Origin of the sequence: Psychrobacter sp. TWR1-1-1, from assembly GCF_049895865.1 — a bacterium.
GTDB lineage: Bacteria > Pseudomonadota > Gammaproteobacteria > Pseudomonadales > Moraxellaceae > Psychrobacter > Psychrobacter immobilis_A.
In genome coordinates this window covers 1-18,508 of the sequence record NZ_JAFCTE010000020.1, presented here as the reverse complement: position 1 = coordinate 18,508, position 18,508 = coordinate 1, and the positions used below count along the sequence as shown (strand labels likewise).

The following is an 18,508-nucleotide window of genomic DNA, read 5'->3' as shown; positions in this document are numbered from 1 at the left end:
CCTCTAACGCTAAAATAAAAGCCAAATAATTATTAATACAGCTTACTCATTACTCATAAATACGATATTCAATGGTCAATATCTGTTTGCACGCTTTTGCTTGCAGTCTATCATTGGTGCTAAAAAAATATGCATACATGCATATTAGTCACTTTGTTTCATGACTTCAGCCGCCAATTTTTGATAAGCGCGCGCACCTTTTGACCATCTCTCGTAAGCGATAACTGGTAAACCATGCGCTGGCGCTTCTGCTAAGCGAATATTTCTTGGAATATGGGTTTTATACATAATATCGCCAAAGTGCGCTTCCAGCTCGGCAGAGACATCCCGAGCCAGCGTATTGCGTGCATCAAACAACGTTCTCACTACGCCGCGGATATATAGCTTTGGATTCAACTCCGTCAAGCGCTCAATCGTCTGCGACAAATCAGCCAAGCCTTCTAGTGCATAGTATTCACACTGCATCGGAATAATGACGCTGTCTGTAGCAACTAACGCATTAATCGTCAGCAAATTCAAGCTGGGTGCACAGTCTATAATCACATAATCGTAAGCCAGTTCTTTAGCAGCTATCTGATCATTGACTAATGCCACCATTGCTGTCTTAAAAAGCTCATGGCTATCGGTCTTATTCATTAAGGTGATATCCATGCCAGCCAAATCACGATTGGCACCGATCACATCAAACCCCGCCGGACTGGTAACAATAGCATCAGACAGCGACACCCCATCCAATAATACGTCAGCGATAGTTAGCCCAAGCTCGTTTTTATCAACACCCGTACCACTGGTAGCATTGCCTTGTGGGTCTAAGTCAATCAGCAGTACATGCTTGCGCTTCGCAGCCAAGCTGGCGGTCAAATTTACTGCCGTCGTGGTTTTGCCCACGCCGCCTTTTTGATTCGCAATTGCTATGATTTCCATACACTCACTCAATTTAATTAGGGTCTATTACTGTTATTTTACTTTTGGCTTACACAATCAATTTTTCGCTAAACTTTGCATAGCATCATACTCATAAGCTTAAACAATACGAGTATCTCTATATAATCAGCACGACCTGTATCACCATATTTTGAATATCTTGCCATTCAGATATCAACAAAATCATGTGTCACCGACACGTATCACTTAAAAGGTGTTCATAGCTTAGACATTTTTATAGGACAATTCAATTAAATGACGACTATCGTGTAAACGAGGCACTTTAAGCTTAATCGTCTTAATATGCCAGTCATTGTCCAGCGCTTGTAGTTCTTCATCGCTTGGCGCTTTGCCTTTCATCGCGCATAGGTAACCGTTATCTGCTAAGCGCGGCTGAGCCACTTCGACAAAATCGATCAAACTGGCAAAGGCTCTAGAAGTCACAACGTCATAGCTGGCTTCATGCGCCTCGATACGAGAAGCAATTGGCTGCATATTATTCAAGCCAAGCTCACTGCTGATTTGCTTAATAAAACGAATTTTTTTCTGATTACTATCAAGTGCGGTGCATTGACGCTCTGGCTGACAAATCGCAATGATAACCGCTGGCATCCCTGCTCCTGTGCCAATATCTAACAGTGACCCTGACGGTAAATGCGTTATAATAGCCAAACAATCAATTATATGTTTGATTAAAGCCTCTTCTGGATCAGTGATGGCGGTCAGATTATACGCTTTATTCCACAACAAAAGCTGGTCTAAGTACAATAATAATGTGCGCTGCTGCGTCTCACTCAAGGGTAGACTAAGCTCATCGACCGCTTGAGCCAAGGTATTCGCCAGCGCTGGCAACTGTGCGCCAAGCTTTACAAAGCCAGTCGGATCAATACGGATATTGCCCGTGTTAGCAGAGGATGAAGATGTTTTAGTAAAGTCTGACATACAACGAGTTATCCAGTTTTGACATGTGAACCGTCTATTTTATCATGCAGTCTGCCCATTGAATAGTTGCAGATTGCGCCAATGTGAGACATCTTATACTATCTGAGCCTATATTGAGGCGTTATTGTTCTTTAATCACGTCAAATGGATGATGAATGATTACTTATATAGGCGTTTTTAACAAAGCTTGCTAATGATACAAAACTGCTTTTAATGATTTATTTAAAACACCGTTTTATCTTGTAAGATGTTTTTATGAACGATGCAAATTAACTAGAAAAAACCAAGTATTAGCGCTCATTAGTAAACTTAATAACACTTAATGGCACTTAATAGCACTTAATAACCACGCCACTTTCTACAAACGATATAATTTATACCTATGACCAAACAGCCACACATCCCTACCTCTCAATCATCAAGAGACGCTAATAAAAAAGACGCTAATAATATGGCAACACCCATCATTGAATTAAAAAGCACCCAATCAGCAACAGCGAATGCACCGCATCCATGCTTTATTGATATCAAGCAGCGCTGCCTTGTCACCGCTGAGCAACTAAAACGCTATAGCGACCCTGATGAATTACCCTCGGATACCCGTACGGCACCAGATCTAGACGTTGGCTTTGGTCAACAGCGTGCCCTAAAAGCCTTACAAACAGCTTTGGATATCAAAGCCAGTGGCTATCATGTGTTTGCTGCTGGTGAAAATGGCTTGGGCAAACGCACCGTCATCAGCCGCTTGCTAACGCGCATTGCCGCCGATGCACCCACACCTGACGACTGGGTATATGTGCATAATTTCACCGATCCACGTACCCCTTTAGCGCTGCGACTACCTGCGGGGCAAGCCTCCTTATTGCAGCAGCAAGTCAATCAATTATGGCAACAAGCCAAAAAACGATTGAGCCAACGCTTTCGTAGTGACCAATATCAAAGCAAAATCGAAGCCATCAAAAATGACACACATCAAAAAGAAAGTCAGGCTTATGATGTGCTCAATGCAGAAGGCAAACAATATGATTTAGCGTTGACGTTTCGCTCCTTTGATAATAAAGCGGTGTTTGTACACCCCAGTCAACTCGCGACAGAAACTAGTGGTGGTGATGATAAATTATCTGCTAGCCATAAAAATAAATCCGTGAGCGATAATAGTAGTGAAGCGAGCATTTCTAACACCGAGTATAACGATCCTGCGAATGCAGAGCAGAATGAAAACAATACTGAATACGGCAATAGTGAATACGAAGCTGAGTTAAATAACTTTGTCCAAAAAAACCATATGCAAAAACGCTTAAGTCAGTTGACCATCGCCTTAGAGCAGTTAGAGGACGAAGCCAATGATGCGATAGAAGCCCTGCATCGCAATATCGCACGTCGTGCACTGCAACCTTTATTTGCCCCTGTTCATGAGCAATTTGCCAGTCACCCGTTGGTCATTGACTATCTCAAGACCGTATTTGCCGACATGGTTACGCATGTCGAGCGCATCGTCAATGGCGATGACGAAGAATTTTTGACAGCAGTTTTGGCCACAACCCCAAGTCGCTATGCGGTCAACGTCATTGTCAGTCACACGCCGGACGACGGTGCACCCGTCATCTTTGAAGACTTGCCAACGCATTTGAACTTGTTGGGTCATGTCGAGCAAATCACCCAATTAGGCACGGTCACCACTGATGTCAGTATGATTCGAGCAGGTGCTCTACACCGTGCCAATGGTGGTTATCTACTATTAGAAGCGAGTCACTTACTTGAGCATCCGTATGCTTGGCAGGGTCTCAAGCGGGCGTTACAATCACGCAAAATCAAACTCTCAAGCCTTGAACAAATGCTGACCTTAACAGGCAGCTTATCGTTAGCACCTGCCCCCATTGACCTTGATGTTAAAGTGATTTTGCTTGGTGAAGCAGACTTATATTATGAGCTGTTAGAGCTTGAGCCTGAGTTTGATGCGGTATTTAAAGTACGTGCAGATTTTCACGATGACGTGCCTCGCAGCAGTGAGCACGAATTGGCGTTAGTCGCGAAAATGGCTGATATCATTGACTATGCCAATCTCTATCCGTTTGATCGTAGCGCGCAAGCTGCCCTACTTGAGCATTTAAGCTTACAAGCAGAAGACCAAGACCGCTTAAGCTTGCACAGTGATTTATTAATCAAGCTGTTGCATGAGTCTAACCGCCACGCGCATTTAAGCGGAAAAAACATCGTCAATGCCTATCATGTCACACAAGCCATCGATGATATGGACGAGCGTTCAGGATACCTGCGTGACCTCTATTGGGATGAGCTAAAAAACGGTCAGCAGCTTATTCAAACTCAAGGCAGCGCTGTTGGACAAGTCAATGCGCTGACCGTGGTCAGCTATGCCGATAGCGAGTTTGGCATGCCCGCCCGCTTGACTGCCGTCATTCAACCAAATATTGGTACGGGTGAGATTCTCGATATCGAGCGTGATGTAGACTTGGGCGGTAGTTTACACGCCAAAGGCATGCTGATTATGACCAGCTATTTGCGCGCCTTATTCAGTCAACATCATGCGCTCAACTTTAGTGCCTCGCTCGCTTTTGAGCAAAGCTACGCCCATATCGATGGCGATAGTGCCACCGTCAGCGAAGGCTGTGCGCTGCTATCTGCCTTAGCAAACGTACCGATTGATCAATCATTTGCCATTACTGGCTCTATGAACCAATTGGGCGAAGTGCAAGCGGTTGGTGGCATCAACTCTAAAATCGCCGGATTCTTTGATGCGTGCCGCGAGCAAGAATTGACTGGGCAGCAAGGCGTGGTCATTCCAATGGCCAATGTCAAACAGCTCATGCTGCGTGACGACATCATTGCTGCCGTCAAAGCGAACGAATTTCATATTTATGGTGTCTATACACTGAGCGAAGCATTGACGCTGATGACTGGCTTACCTATCGATACCATGAACAAGAAAGGTCGCTATCGTAAAGACACGTTGTTTGGTAAAGTCTTAAGTCGTCTGATGTTATGGGATGAAAATCAAGATAACAATGACGATGGTATGGATGATAAAAAGTCCAAAAAGAAAGATAAAAAAAAGCAAAAAGCAAAACGTCAAAAAAAACGGGACAAGAGAAAAAAAGAAAAATGTAAAGACAAGGCGGAGCACAACGAAGTCAGTATAAATGAGGATCAAGGCATCGACAAAAGCATCAATCAAGGTATCGATAACAATGACACTAAAACACCCATTGACGCCATATAAGCTGATTTATAGTGAAATTTAGCTGTATCAAAACCAATCAATAAATCAGTGTGCGAATTGAAGACATGCCCTAGACGCTACGATGCTTTTCTGCGATGATGAATGGTTAATATTCCGCTAAGCTATACAAAAGCCAACTCGTAATTTCATAAAGGTTAACGCTTAATGACTGTACATTCTACTGACGCCGACCACTCTCATGCTCAAACGAACTCTGTTGAGCAAGCTAATACTGTAGCGGCAGCGGACAGTCATGTCTCAGGAGATAGCCACGTCTCAGGAGATAGTAACGATAATCGCCATGGCGCGGCGACGACGGCGCGCCAGTGGCAAGTGCTATCGCAACTACAGCGCAACCGCTGGGTGGGCACAACCCATATCTACGAGCAGCTGATGATGGCAGGCTTTGACATCAGCTTGCGCACTGTTCAACGCGACTTAAATGCGCTGGCAAAACGCTTTCCGATAGAAAAAAATAACGCCAACCCACAAGGCTGGCGCTGGCGTGATGATGCACCACTCCAAAGCTTACCGCACATGAATCTATCGCAAGCAGTCGCCTTTAATATGGTTGAAGCCAATCTAACTCAGCTATTACCACCCGTTATTTTAGATGAATTATTTCCATGGTTTGACTTGGCAAGGCGGCAGCTAAAAAACAGTAAAGTCACCCATTCATGGATCGACAGAGTGCGTATTGAGCCTGCCACTCAGCCACTAATCGCGCCGCATATTGACTTGGATAGCAAAGACAATATTTACCATGCGCTATTTTATCAATTACAAATCAAGGCCTGCTATACCCGCAGCAATAAATCACAGGCCAGTGAATATCTTTTAAATCCCATCGCTATTATCCAGCGCGGTGTGATTATTTATCTGCTGGCAACTCGTCCTGATGATCCAAACTTTACCATTCGTACCTTTGCCCTACATCGATTTGCGAGCGTTGACATTCTCGAAAGCGCCGCACAAACACCTGAAAGTTTCCAACTCGATACTTATTTGGATGCGGGTGGTATGGGCTTTAGCCACCCCTTATTCGGTGAGCTGCCTAATCATGGCAAAAACACCGCTATTGAGCTACAATTCACCAAACAAGCGGGCAAAAGCCTGACTGAAAGCAAGCTCAGTGACGATCAAACTGTTACGTTGGATGATGACACGCTGACCATTCAAGCCACTGTCAACCTAACTTCACAACTGGTTTGGTGGTTACGTGGTTTTGGCAACGGTTTATTGAATGCCAAACCAGCATTGTTACATCAAGCCGTATTGGATAAGTTTTTTGATCATAAATAACAACTGCGAGTAATGACGCTCAAATTTAACCGTATTCAGACGATTACCACTATTTAAAAATGAAGAACGAAAATAGATAAGGAATGTTATGCCGACCACTGCCTCATTGCCATTACTGTCAGACAGTTTAAGAGGACTGGGCTTAGACGCGGGAACCTTATTTTTTGCGCTAAACTATGAATTTACCAAGATTGAGCCAAAAGGCATGTTTAAGCGCTTTAAAAAAAACCAGAGCGCTATTGATATTGATTTGGCTTGCGTACTATATGACGATAATTGCACCATCAGTGATATCGTTTGGTTCAAACAATTGCGCGATAAAGCGGAATCAGTGAAACATCAAGGCGACAGTCTCAATGGCAAAGATCGCGGCGAACAAGCGATGTATTTGGCGCCTCTTGACCAAGAGCAAATCAGGCTTTACTTAGATAAAATCCCAGCACATATCACCCACATTGCTATGATAGCCAACTCTTACCACGGTCATCCGTTTTCAAGAGTCAAAAAAGGCGAGATTCACCTAAGTGATGATGAGGGCAATCGATGCTTTGAAGTCAATCTAAAGCAACTGCCACGTGATTGCACGACGCTGTGGGTGGCACATTTACGCCGAGAAGTGGATGATTGGCATCTCACACTGCAAAACTTACCCCTTACTGCCGAAGATTTAGCAACGGCGGCGCAGCAAGTCGCACATGAACTGGCACGTGCGCTACCCATTCCACAAGCTATCTAAATACCATAAAATATCCGTTTATTGCTAATAAAAAGGGTGCAACGTTCTGATAACGTTGCACCCTTTTCTTACATATCCATTTTTTGAAACCTAAAATAATCACTATAAAAGACTTACAGTGGCTCACCACAATGTGGGCAAAAATTCTTTTGTCGTTCTTCCACTTCTCTTTCGCGGCGCTCAAGCTCTTGTTCGCGTAATACCTGTAATACGATATTTTGCGCCTGCTCTTTATCCAGTCCCAGCTCACGGCGAATCTTATCGATCATCATCTGATTTTTTACCAAATCAAAATCACTGTCAATCAGCTGCGCTCGAAAGTCCTGTTCAAGCTCTTCACGGCGCTGAGCAAGCTCATTTGCCAAACCAGTCGCTAAAATACCTGCAGGTAATGCCGCCAGACCCACACCTAATATGGTAATAACCGCACCCAATATTTTACCCGCATTGGTAATCGGCGTGACATCGCCATAGCCTACCGTCGTTAGCGTCACCACCGCCCACCACATCGCTTTAGGTATCGACTCAAACTCTTCTGGCTGGGCGTGGTTTTCAACCAAGTAAATGCCGCTAGATGCCGTCACAATCATAATTATTAAAATAAAAATAACCGCTTGGAATGAGCCTTTTTCTTTGCTAATGACCACCAATAAGATGCGTAACGAAGCAAAATAGCGGGTCAGTTTGAGAATTCGGAATAAACGTAATATACGTAAGAAGCGTAAATCAATCGTAACAAAGAAATTCAGGAAAGCTGGCGCAATAGCGACTAAATCAATCAACGCAGAAGGACTTTTCAACCACTCCCAGCGCTGACGCCAAGTGGTGCCATCTGGTTTTTCCTCGGCCACACTCCACAAACGCAGCAAATACTCAATAGAAAACACCACGATAGAGAAATTTTCAAACCAAGTAAAATACTCTTGATAAGGGTAATACCAACTGTCAACCGACTCAGCAATAACCGCTGCTACATTGGTCATGATTAAAAATATTAAAAAGTAGTCAACGCAACGGCTAAACAGCGTATCGTGCTCATCATTTTGCAGAATATCGTAAACGAAAAGACGCAAGCGCCGTATAGATTGGAATAGCATGCCGTCCCTATGCGGTGAAACACCGGTCTTATATTAGTATAATAAAGCAGTCATCACAGAATATGACATTAATGCTCGGTCACTATCAGTATTTCATACCCATCATTACTTAGCGATATAGTGCTCTTAAAGCATTACTAGTGACAGGACTGTCTTATTTATTATGAAGCATGATCGGTGATTATACTAAATTTAAATAGTACATGTAGGCAAACAAAATTAGCACCAGCACAATGGCGATGATAGCGAAGCGTAAGAATCGTTCGTCAGCGCGTAATTGCTGACTGATATCTTGAGCAGGCAGCAAAAATAAGTTGCATTCAGGACAGCAAGAGTCCATCCGATCCAATATCGTCACAGAACGTGCATTTGTGCAGCGTAGAGGAGAATTACTACAATAGCCAAGCATAATATATTACCCCTCTTTTCCCACTCTCATTATTCATTCGAAAAGTAATGAGACTATCATTACCGACTCTAAGCTTTTGACATTTTAATATTCTAAAAATATCAGCGAGAGTTTAGCACCATTGACTATCGACCAAATTCTAATGCCATACCTCTGTATAACATCAGCATGAAGGGATCTAAGTCTTGCTTCAAAAATGCTAACTGTCCTAAGTAATTTTTAATTACCTCGACAAATATACCTTTAACGGTAAATTTATGCCATAAAAGCCATTAATATGCGTTTAAAACCTTACAGTAAATATGGTTTTGTATTATAATGGCGTTGTAATGTTACAGGTTAGTCAATAATCATAACATTGTGTATCGGTACCTAATGTCATCCCTCGTTAGATAGCCACCGATAATCTTCTATCACGTTAAGGAATCAAATGATGAAACTACAATCCCTAGTTTTAGCCACTGCTGCTGCACTTACTATGACCACAGCATTTGCTGTACCAGCTGGTACTTGGTCTGTCGCTGCTGGTGCTCACATGGTTGACCCAAAGAGCGATAACGGTACACTGGCAGATGGCACTATTGGTGTCGACGTAGACAGTGATGTTCAACCAACCATTAGCGGCGAATATTTCGTTGCCAATAACATTGGTATTGAATTACTAGCGGCTACACCATTCCATCATGACATTACCTTAACTGCTGGCGATGCTACTATCGATGCTAAAACTCAGCATTTGCCACCGACTCTATCGGTACAATATCACTTCGATGGCTACAACATGCCTATGAATGTGAAGCCATTTGTTGGTGTTGGTGTGAACTATACGACTTTCTTTAAAGAAAAAATCTATAGCGATGCTTTCGAAAAATTAGAACTTGATGATAGCGTCGGCGTTGCTGGTCACATCGGTCTTGACATACCTTTTGCCCCAACTGAATACTTCCGTATTGATGCTCGCTATATGGACATCAAAACAGACGCCAGCGTAAAAGCTAATGGTGAGACCATTGACCTTGGTGAAGTTGACATCAGCCCTTGGGTATATGGCGTTGCTTTTGTTAAGACTTTCTAATATAACATAAAGTAATGTGAATAAAAAAAGCTGGCTTAATCGCCGGCTTTTTTGTATCTAAAGTTTAAGCAACAACTATTATAGATAAAAACGATTGTGCTACAGTCATTAACCGCTAAAAATCTGGTGACTATTAATATCAAATTTTAATCATAAAAAAAGACTATACTAAGACAGTCTTTTTTCAGATCCTTTTAGTACAAACGATTCTTACAGCAAAATACGGCGCGGATCAGCCAGCAATGTTGCGATATAGCGGGTAAATACGGCAGCATCTGCGCCATTAATCACACGGTGATCGTAAGACAATGATAATGGCAACATGAGACGCGGCTCAAAGCTTTGCTTCTTAGCATCCCAACGTGGCTGCATGCTTGCCTCAGACACACCTAAAATACCCACTTGAGGCCAATTTACTAATGGCGTAAAGGCAGTACCACCCAAGTTACCTTGGCTTGATATGGTAAAGCTTGCGCCTTGCAAATCTTTAGTAGTGAGTTTTTTGTCACGCGCTTTTACCGCAAGCTCACCAATTTCAATGGCGATTTGCTTCAAGCCTTTATCCTGTACATTCTTGATAACAGGTACGATGAGACCATCATCCGTTGCCACCGCGATGCCCATATTGACACTTTTACGCAAGATAACTTGCGTATTGTCATCATTTAAATGACTGTTAAAACGTGGATGCTGCGTTAAGGCATAGGCCGTCGCTTTGACCACGAACGCTAAAATCGTGAAGCCGATACCTTCAGCTTTCATGCTACCTTTTAACTCGCCGCGCAGTTTTTCTGTCTCAGTGATATCAGACAAATCAAACTGGGTCACTTGTGGCAACAAGGTATTATAGTTGAGCTGCGGTATCGAGACTTTTTGTAGACGGCTAAGGTCTTGGGTTGTTGTTTCACCCCAAATCTCAACGTTGCTCATGTCAGGTAAGCTTGGCAGGCTAGCGCTGGCTACATTGCCACTGGCAGGTGCCGCTTTTTGAGTGTTTAAGCTTTCTTTAACATGCGCAAACAAGTCTTCTTTTAGAATGCGATCATTTAGCGCCGAACCATTCACTTGGGTGATATCGACACCTAACTGACGTGCCAGCTTGCGCACGGCTGGACCTGCATATACGTCAACCAACTTTTCATTGACCTGTGCTTCAGTCAGCTTATCAGCTTGCTTACTAGCGACCGCATTAGGCGTTGTAGATTTTTCTGCCTGTTTTGGCTCACCCGTTGTTTTAGCAGCAGCTTTCTCTTCTGATTTGGCTGGTGCTGAATGCTTTGGCTCAGCGCTATCTGATGTAGACTCACTTGCATCAGCAGCATCTGCACCACTACTCATGATAATGATAAAGTCTTGACCATTAGCAACCATATCACCAGTCTGAACTAAGATTTTTTCAATCTTACCAGCGACTGGTGCGGGTACTTCTACCGATGCTTTGTCAGATTCAATCAATAGGATTGATTGATCTGCAGTCACGATGTCACCAACACTGACCATGATTTCAGAAACTTGCGCTTCATCAACACCTAAATCTGGCAATGCATGAGTGGTCGATTTACCAGCGTTAGACGCAGGCTTGTCATTAGCGTCAGACGAGGCTGATTCAGTTGCAGCAGGCTCAGGTTTTGTTTCTGGTTTAGCAGCCGTTTCATCTGCCTTTTGCTTCTCGTCAGCAGCGCTATTTTCTTTAGTGTCTACATTGCTTTCTGCATTGTCTGCTTCACTTTCAAGCTCAATCAGTACCATACCTTCACTGACCTGATCACCAACAGCAACGCTGATTTTGGTGACTTTGCCAGCAGCAGAACTTGGTACTTCAACCGAGGCTTTGTCAGATTCCAATAGAATGATGTTGTCATCTTTTGCGATGACATCACCCACTTCTACCATAATTTCGCTGACTTCGGCGCTATCAACACCCAAATCGGGGGCTTTAATATCCATGATTTATCTCCTAGTCTTATGATTATTATTCTTTGACATCACCGTTATTAAGTAAAGTCGCATCCGCTTGGTCTTCAGCTCGACCTTCATTACTGATTTCATCATCATCTTCAGCGACAAATTCAGGGACAGGATTTGGATTGACATTACCAGGCGCTGGTGCATCAGGAGAATGATCATAATAAGGCTGTTGTTGCCAAGCAGGTGGTTGATCCACATCGATGCCTAAACTTGAGATGGCATCTTTCACCAAACGCATCTCGACTTCACCCTCATCCGCTAGGCGTTTGAGCGTCGCAACCACGATATGAGCCGCATCAACGTTGAAGAAACTACGCAAATTTTCACGAGTATCAGAACGACCGTAGCCATCTGTGCCTAAAGTCGTATAAGGACGATTATCTGGTAACCAAGCACGGATTTGCTCCGAATAATTGCGCATATAATCCGTCGCGGCAACTACGATACCTTCATGCGGCGCTAACTGCTCAGTCACCCATGGCACCCGCTCTTCATCCATTGGATGCAAGCGGTTGTAGTCATCACAGACCATACCGTCACGAGTCAACTCGTTAAAGCTGGTCACACTCCAGACATTGGAGGTAATATTGAACTCATCTTTTAGAATCTGCGCCGCTTTTTGTACTTCACGTAAAATAACGCCCGAGCCTAATAGTTGCACTTGGGTTGAACCATTGTCTTCGAGCAAATACATACCACGCTTGATGCCTTCTTCCGCGCCTTCTGGCATCGCAGGTTGCTCGTAGTTTTCGTTCATTAGCGTTAAGTAATAATAAACGCGTTCGCCTTCACCATACATACGGCGTAGGCCATCATGCATGACGACTGCTAGCTCGTAACCGAAGCAAGGATCATAAGTCACACAGTTAGGCACGACGTTAAATAGAATCTGTGAATGACCATCTTGATGCTGCAAGCCTTCGCCGTTCAAGGTGGTACGACCAGCTGTTGCACCCAGTAAGAAACCTTGTGCTTGACAATCACCTGCCGCCCAAGCCAAATCACCCACACGTTGGAAACCAAACATTGAGTAGTAGATATACATCGGAATCATCGGCAACGCATTCACAGAATAACTGGTTGCCAACGCAATCCACGTACTCATTGCGCCTGCTTCGTTGATGCCTTCTTCTAACATGTGACCGTCGATGGCTTCTTTGTAGCCCATCAAAGCTTCACTGTCTTCTGGCGTATATTTTTGACCAACCGCCGAGTAGATACCCAACTGACGGAACATACCTTCTAGACCGAAAGTACGTGCTTCATCAGGTACGATTGGCACGACACGATCTTGGATGTCTTTGTTTTTTAGCATGGCTGACAACAAGCGTACGAATACCATCGTCGTCGACTGCTCTTTACCATTGCTGCCTTTTAATACCCGATCAAACATTGAAAGTTCAGGAATATTCAATGGGATATGACCACTGCGGCGATTTGGTAAATGACCACCTAGCGCTTCGCGGCGACCTTTAAGGTACTTCATCTCCGCTGAACCTTCTTCAGGGCGATAGAATGGTAGCGTCTCTAGCTGCTCGTCAGTAAATGGCAAATCAAAGCGATCACGGAAATACATCAAAGCTTCTTGATCGAGTTTCTTAATCTGATGTGATTTATTGACCGCTTGTGTTTGAGCCGATAAGCCATAGCCTTTAACGGTTTTGACTAAAATAACGGTTGGCTGACCTTTGGTTTTCATCGCTTCGCTGAACGCAGCATACACTTTCATTGGATCATGACCACCACGATTCAAGCGCGAGATATCCTCATCAGATAGCGCATCAGCCATCTCTTCTAACTCAGGATATTTACCAAAGAACTCTTTGCGAGTGAACTCAGCTGTACGGGCTTCGTATAGCTGATACTCACCATCGACCACTTCTTCCATACGATGTTTGAGCACGCCCGTTTTATCATTGGCAAGTAAGCTGTCCCATTTACCACCCCAGATAACTTTAATCACACGCCAGCCAGCACCGCGGAACACAGACTCTAGCTCTTGGATAATTTTACCGTTACCACGGACTGGACCATCAAGACGCTGTAAATTACAGTTGACGACCCAGATTAGGTTATCTAGCTTTTCACGACCAGCGAGAGAAATAGCCCCTAAGCTTTCTGGCTCATCCGTTTCACCATCACCCAAGAACGTCCAAATCTTACGACCTTCTTTTTCTAGCAAACCGCGGTTTTCCATATAGCGATGTACATGCGCATGATAAATCGACATGATCGGACCAAGTCCCATCGATACGGTTGGGAACTGCCAATAATCTGGCATGAGATATGGATGCGGATAGCTTGATAAGCCTTTGCCGCCGACTTCACGACGGAAATTATCAAGCTGATCTTCGGTCAATCGACCTTCTAAATAAGAACGCGCATAAATACCGGGTGCTGAGTGACCTTGATAATAAATCATGTCACCACCGAAATGATCGCTGGCAGCACGGAAAAAATGGTTAAAACCTGTCTCGTATAGCGTGGCACTAGAAGCGAACGTCGCTAAGTGACCACCCAAATCGTCGTCATTTTTGTTCGCGCGCATGACCATGGCCAATGCGTTATAGCGAATCAAAGCACGGATTTTTCGCTCAATGGTTAGGTCGCCAGGGTACATCGGTTCATCTTCAACGGCGATGGTGTTGATATAAGCGGTATCAAGACGATTGAACGGCAGATCTTCTTGAACTGCCATATTGTATAAAGCTTTTAGCAGAAACTGAGCACGATCTTTGTCTGCATGTTTGATAACAGATTCAAACGCTTCCAGCCACTCTTGGGTTTCGGTGCTATCAGCATCCTTATAATAATTCATTACTATTGTCCTTTTTTATCAGTCAGTCCTGCCCGAAGACAGGATATTATTAAATCAAAGTGTTACTTCAATATTGTCGTGCGGGAATAGTTTTCTCAATGACTTCCTTGTTAATTTTAAGAAGTGAGATTTATAGTAGGGTGCGGTTATGCAGCAGTATTTGACCAACTCAGCATCTGGAGCAGCCTCACATAGCCAAAATAAAAACATCGCTACTATCCATCGCATATGAACTGAGTATTTAAAAGTGGTTAGATAATAAAATGCTAACCCAACTTTTATAGTCAATTATCAAATGATAATAACTCTTTATTATAGGCTCTTATGCTGCAGTTGTTTATAGCTGTAAAGAAATGGTGATATGACAAGTATTTTTGAAATAAATAATCATTAGTTTTTTTAGAAATATTTCAAAGAAATATAAGGATTGTTTGCTAACGAGCTGACATCTATAACTAGATACTGTAGCTGGTCATGAAATATCTGCCATTCATCCACTTCGTAGGACTTTTACGAAATTATTGCTTAATATGTTAAGTTACGTAATATATACATTAGTTTAGTTAGTGAAATAATTGAGAACTAGTTAAACGCTTATAGCAAGTTTTAGCTTCTTATAGGAATAATCATATGCATAAAATGCCATACGTTCTAAATTCAATAATTTCACAACTATTCAGTGAACATATATATCGGGTGCTGGCATTGATAGCCGCTATGAGCTTAATGTTGGTTAGTAATGGCGCATTTGCGGCTGAAGCTAGTCCCACCTGCCCCGCAGATCATGCAATGTATTATGTAGGATCTAAAAATTTCAGCCCTGCACCTGCAGCAGCTAATAAATTGGCATTGAGTTGGACAGGAGGTGCAGGAAACACTAGCACTACCTATAGCTTCAACAACAATCTCGAATTCAAACTGTCTTTTTCTGAGACTAATTTTTTAGCTGCTGGTTATCCAGAAGCCAGTAGTTTCGGTGGCGTAACTACAAATGCTATTAATATGCGCCATAGCAGCCAGTACCTTAATATAAATCACAAACTTACTGCTACTATTAACAAGCCAGTATCGAAGTATGGGTTTGTTGTGCAAGATTTAGACTCAAATGAAAATGGAAGATATACTGAATCAGTATCACTCTTTAGCGCTGCCGGTACTTTTAGTAACATTCTTACTGCAAACCACACATTATCAAATTCGAACCGCACCATCACAGGCAATCAATGGCCGAACTGTAGTCCTACTACTCCATGTAATTTCAATGTTGATTGGGGCTCTCAATCATTAAATACGCCTTTTGTTATAACTCATGGGAACACTTATAGGTCTGCATCTACTACGACATCTACTGGCGACCATGTAGTGGGCTACTCAGACTTCTATTTTTGTCTTGCACCGCCTAAGTTGACTGTCAAAAAACAATTAGATGGTACTCGTTTTAACGACAGTGATACTAAGCGTGACCAATTCAATATTAAAGTAGCTGGTGGAAAATTAACTCCTGACACTCAAGGCTCTACAGCGTCTTTTACAACAACAGGGGCAGGTTCGACCATAACTAATGGAAGCACTGTTACCCCATTGGAATTAGCCCCAAGTACAACCTATACCATATCTGAGAATATAATAAATGGTGATGCTACTAACTATAATACTAGCTATGTCTGTAGCAATGCAACGACTGGTAGCAACTCAAGCACGCCTTCTGGAAACACAAGCTCTTTTACGTTATCAAACTTAAACTATGGTGACGAGGTTACTTGTATTATTACCAACACACCAAAATCTTATAGCTTTTCAGGCATCGTGTTTAACGACAATGGTAAAATTACAAGCCCAACTAAAGATGATATATCCGATAAATATCTAAATAACCGTCTTTACTTCAACGGTAAATACGATTCACCAACTGAATCTGGTATTCCTTTTACTACGGGTCATACCATCACCCTAAACAAATGTGCAGATGATACAAGTACAAGTACGTTTACATCTCAAACTGTGAATATAAGTGATGATGGAACATATAGTTTCACTTTGACGCCTGCGCAGCTTGGAAGCAATACGAAGCTCTGTGCTACTCAGAATGAACCTAATAATTATACATACTCTGTGGATACTACAAGCAATTTGCGACAAATAAATATTACGACTAATACATTTAACTATCCTGATAATAACTTTGGTGATGTTATTCAAGATAATGCAGCTTTAGTGCTCTTCAAGAGTCAATATACTCACAACTGTAGCTTGACCGACCTCACGACCATTAATGTTAATTATACGGGTAGCGCCAGTACTGCTTATAGTACAAATTCCATATCTGAGATCATACCAGGACAATGTATCGCTTATAGGATTGAAGCGGTTAACCGTGGTAATGCGCCTTTGACAGATATCATTATTCGAGACACCTTACAGAAAAAAGGAGAAAATGGTGCTCTTGTAACGTCTACTTTAGCCACGCCTACACCTATCGGAGAAAACAGCGGTGTACCTTCTTTTTCTAATAGTTCAGTATCGATTGGTAATAATGGTCAAGTGCTAACTAATGGCTTCTCGCTAGGAATTACTAGCTCCGATCGCCGTCGAGCTATTCGCTTCAACACCAAATACGGCACTACTATGAATCCTTAGTAACTATTCCCCCTTGCTATATTATCAACTCTAAAGAATATTTTTTACTGATAAAAGCCCTATCTCTATAGATAGGGCTTTTGCCGTTTGTGTACTCCAAAATACCATTTGTCGTTTTTGTGGTGAATGTTTGTATTGTTTGCGTGACAATCACATTAAGGAACAATTCTAACTTTATCAGCATCTCTTATTCATAGTTGATTGCAGTTTTTACATTGCATGGGACGAAGTCAAGATTGACTTGATAATAATGGTTTAAGCAAGGAATACGATATGAAAGGTTTTAATTTTTTACGCAGTGCCATATTAGCAAGCTTAGCGTCGGTAATAGCACTAAGTGCTGCTCACGCCAATGATGCCTTAAAAATGGATTTAACAGCCAATCAAGTCACCAAAAACGCCGAAGGTAAGATCTCTTATCTACCAGTTCGTAATGCTCCAGCGGGTACGGTCATTCAGTACAAGGCAACATACAGCAATATTATTAACAAAGATATCCAAGATCTGGCTGTCGTACTGCCTATCCCTGCCAATATGGCTTTCACTGGTGAAGCTAACCCTACCAGTGCTCAAGCCAGTATCGATGGCAAGAACTATGCCGATATGCCACTGATGCGTAAAGTCGATGGCAAAATGGTCAAAATTCCGTTTTCTGAATATCGTACCCTGCGCTGGAATATCAAGTTATTACCAGCACAGAAGTCTGCCGCCGTGGCACTTAACACGATCGTTAACTAGACCTCTCCTTCAACTCATAAAATCTTGCTCTTCTAATTTTAGGATATCTATATGAAATCAAATAATTTTAATTATAGCCTGTTAGCCGTTGGTATTGCTGCGGTAATGGGTCTATCTACTGGTGCTATCGCAGGTGAACAATCTACTGCAGGCTCTGCTTCTATTACGAACGTTGCCTCAGCAACCTACTCTGTTGGAGGTCAAGAGCAGAAGAAAGTTGATTCAAACCCAGTAGTAATTAGTATTACTGAAACAGTTAAATTCTCATTAGTGGCTACTAATATTGATGGCGATAATGACGTTAATACTAATAAAGGCATAGCTGTTATTCCTAACGGTACTATTACCTATAATCATACTTTGACCAATGGTGGTAACTTTACTGATAGTTATGATATGGACTTAGGTAGTGTAGATGCTACACAGCTTGCCAATATAACAGTTACTTACCAAACGCGTAATACTGCTGGCGACTTAGTCACAGTAACCAATCAGTCAGGTGCTGATTGAACCGCCCCGGGATTGTCGGAGACCTAATATTCTGAGAGAATACGACAATGAAAAGACAAACCTATACTCCTGAGATTAAAGAACGCGCCGTTCGCATGCTGATTGAAGCGGCAG

At 42.7% G+C, this 18,508-nt stretch carries 12 protein-coding genes; 7 read left to right on the top strand and 5 right to left on the bottom strand.

The window, feature by feature from the left end; translation table 11 throughout:
• Positions 1 to 144: 144 nt before the first annotated feature.
• Both ACP69U_RS12745 and rsmG read right to left on the bottom strand, forming a co-directional pair.
• Positions 145 to 924, bottom strand: coding sequence for a ParA family protein (locus ACP69U_RS12745; protein ID WP_426138696.1), 780 nt, complete (start codon positions 922 to 924; stop codon positions 145 to 147).
• A 225-nt stretch (positions 925 to 1,149) separates the two neighbouring features.
• Positions 1,150 to 1,866 carry a 16S rRNA (guanine(527)-N(7))-methyltransferase RsmG gene (gene rsmG / locus ACP69U_RS12740; protein ID WP_296240077.1) on the bottom strand — a complete coding sequence of 239 codons (717 nt, stop codon included), beginning with the start codon at positions 1,864 to 1,866 and terminating at the stop codon, positions 1,150 to 1,152.
• A 382-nt stretch (positions 1,867 to 2,248) separates the two neighbouring features.
• On the opposite strand from rsmG, the gene ACP69U_RS12735 reads away from it, so the two are divergent.
• The 3 genes from ACP69U_RS12735 to ACP69U_RS12725 all read left to right on the top strand — a co-directional run bounded on the left by ACP69U_RS12735 (position 2,249) and on the right by ACP69U_RS12725 (position 7,142).
• Complete coding sequence (locus tag ACP69U_RS12735) at positions 2,249 to 5,104, top strand: AAA family ATPase (protein WP_426138695.1); 2,856 nt, start codon at positions 2,249 to 2,251, stop codon at positions 5,102 to 5,104.
• A gap of 165 nt (positions 5,105 to 5,269) precedes the next feature.
• Positions 5,270 to 6,406 carry a helix-turn-helix transcriptional regulator gene (locus ACP69U_RS12730; RefSeq protein ID WP_426138694.1) on the top strand — a complete coding sequence of 379 codons (1,137 nt, stop codon included), beginning with the start codon at positions 5,270 to 5,272 and terminating at the stop codon, positions 6,404 to 6,406.
• Positions 6,407 to 6,494: 88 nt separating this feature from the next.
• A complete protein-coding gene (locus ACP69U_RS12725; RefSeq protein WP_426138693.1) occupies positions 6,495 to 7,142 on the top strand; it encodes a TerD family protein in 648 nt (215 codons plus the stop codon).
• 113 nt (positions 7,143 to 7,255) lie between these two features.
• On the opposite strand, the gene ACP69U_RS12720 is transcribed toward ACP69U_RS12725, so the two are convergent.
• Positions 7,256 to 8,239 carry an ion transporter gene (locus ACP69U_RS12720; protein WP_055124234.1) on the bottom strand — a complete coding sequence of 328 codons (984 nt, stop codon included), beginning with the start codon at positions 8,237 to 8,239 and terminating at the stop codon, positions 7,256 to 7,258.
• A gap of 842 nt (positions 8,240 to 9,081) precedes the next feature.
• Between ACP69U_RS12720 and ACP69U_RS12715 the strand changes: the two genes are divergently transcribed.
• Positions 9,082 to 9,723 (top strand): OmpW/AlkL family protein, encoded by a 642-nt coding sequence (locus ACP69U_RS12715; protein ID WP_055124235.1) that lies wholly within the window; start codon positions 9,082 to 9,084, stop codon positions 9,721 to 9,723.
• 210 nt (positions 9,724 to 9,933) lie between these two features.
• On the opposite strand, the gene ACP69U_RS12710 is transcribed toward ACP69U_RS12715, so the two are convergent.
• Positions 9,934 to 11,670 (bottom strand): 2-oxo acid dehydrogenase subunit E2, encoded by a 1,737-nt coding sequence (locus ACP69U_RS12710; RefSeq protein ID WP_426138692.1) that lies wholly within the window; start codon positions 11,668 to 11,670, stop codon positions 9,934 to 9,936.
• Positions 11,671 to 11,695: 25 nt separating this feature from the next.
• Positions 11,696 to 14,509, bottom strand: a complete 2,814-nt coding sequence (gene aceE, locus ACP69U_RS12705) for a pyruvate dehydrogenase (acetyl-transferring), homodimeric type (protein ID WP_055124237.1) — start codon at positions 14,507 to 14,509, stop codon at positions 11,696 to 11,698.
• A gap of 630 nt (positions 14,510 to 15,139) precedes the next feature.
• On the opposite strand from aceE, the gene ACP69U_RS12700 reads away from it, so the two are divergent.
• From ACP69U_RS12700 to ACP69U_RS12690, 3 genes are all read left to right on the top strand, one after another.
• Entirely contained in the window at positions 15,140 to 17,146 is a 2,007-nt protein-coding gene (locus tag ACP69U_RS12700; RefSeq protein WP_426138691.1) for a hypothetical protein, read from the top strand.
• A gap of 273 nt (positions 17,147 to 17,419) precedes the next feature.
• Positions 17,420 to 17,884 carry a hypothetical protein gene (locus ACP69U_RS12695; RefSeq protein WP_060490843.1) on the top strand — a complete coding sequence of 155 codons (465 nt, stop codon included), beginning with the start codon at positions 17,420 to 17,422 and terminating at the stop codon, positions 17,882 to 17,884.
• Positions 17,885 to 17,935: 51 nt separating this feature from the next.
• A complete protein-coding gene (locus ACP69U_RS12690) occupies positions 17,936 to 18,394 on the top strand; it encodes a hypothetical protein (protein WP_426138690.1) in 459 nt (152 codons plus the stop codon).
• Positions 18,395 to 18,508 lie beyond the last annotated feature (114 nt).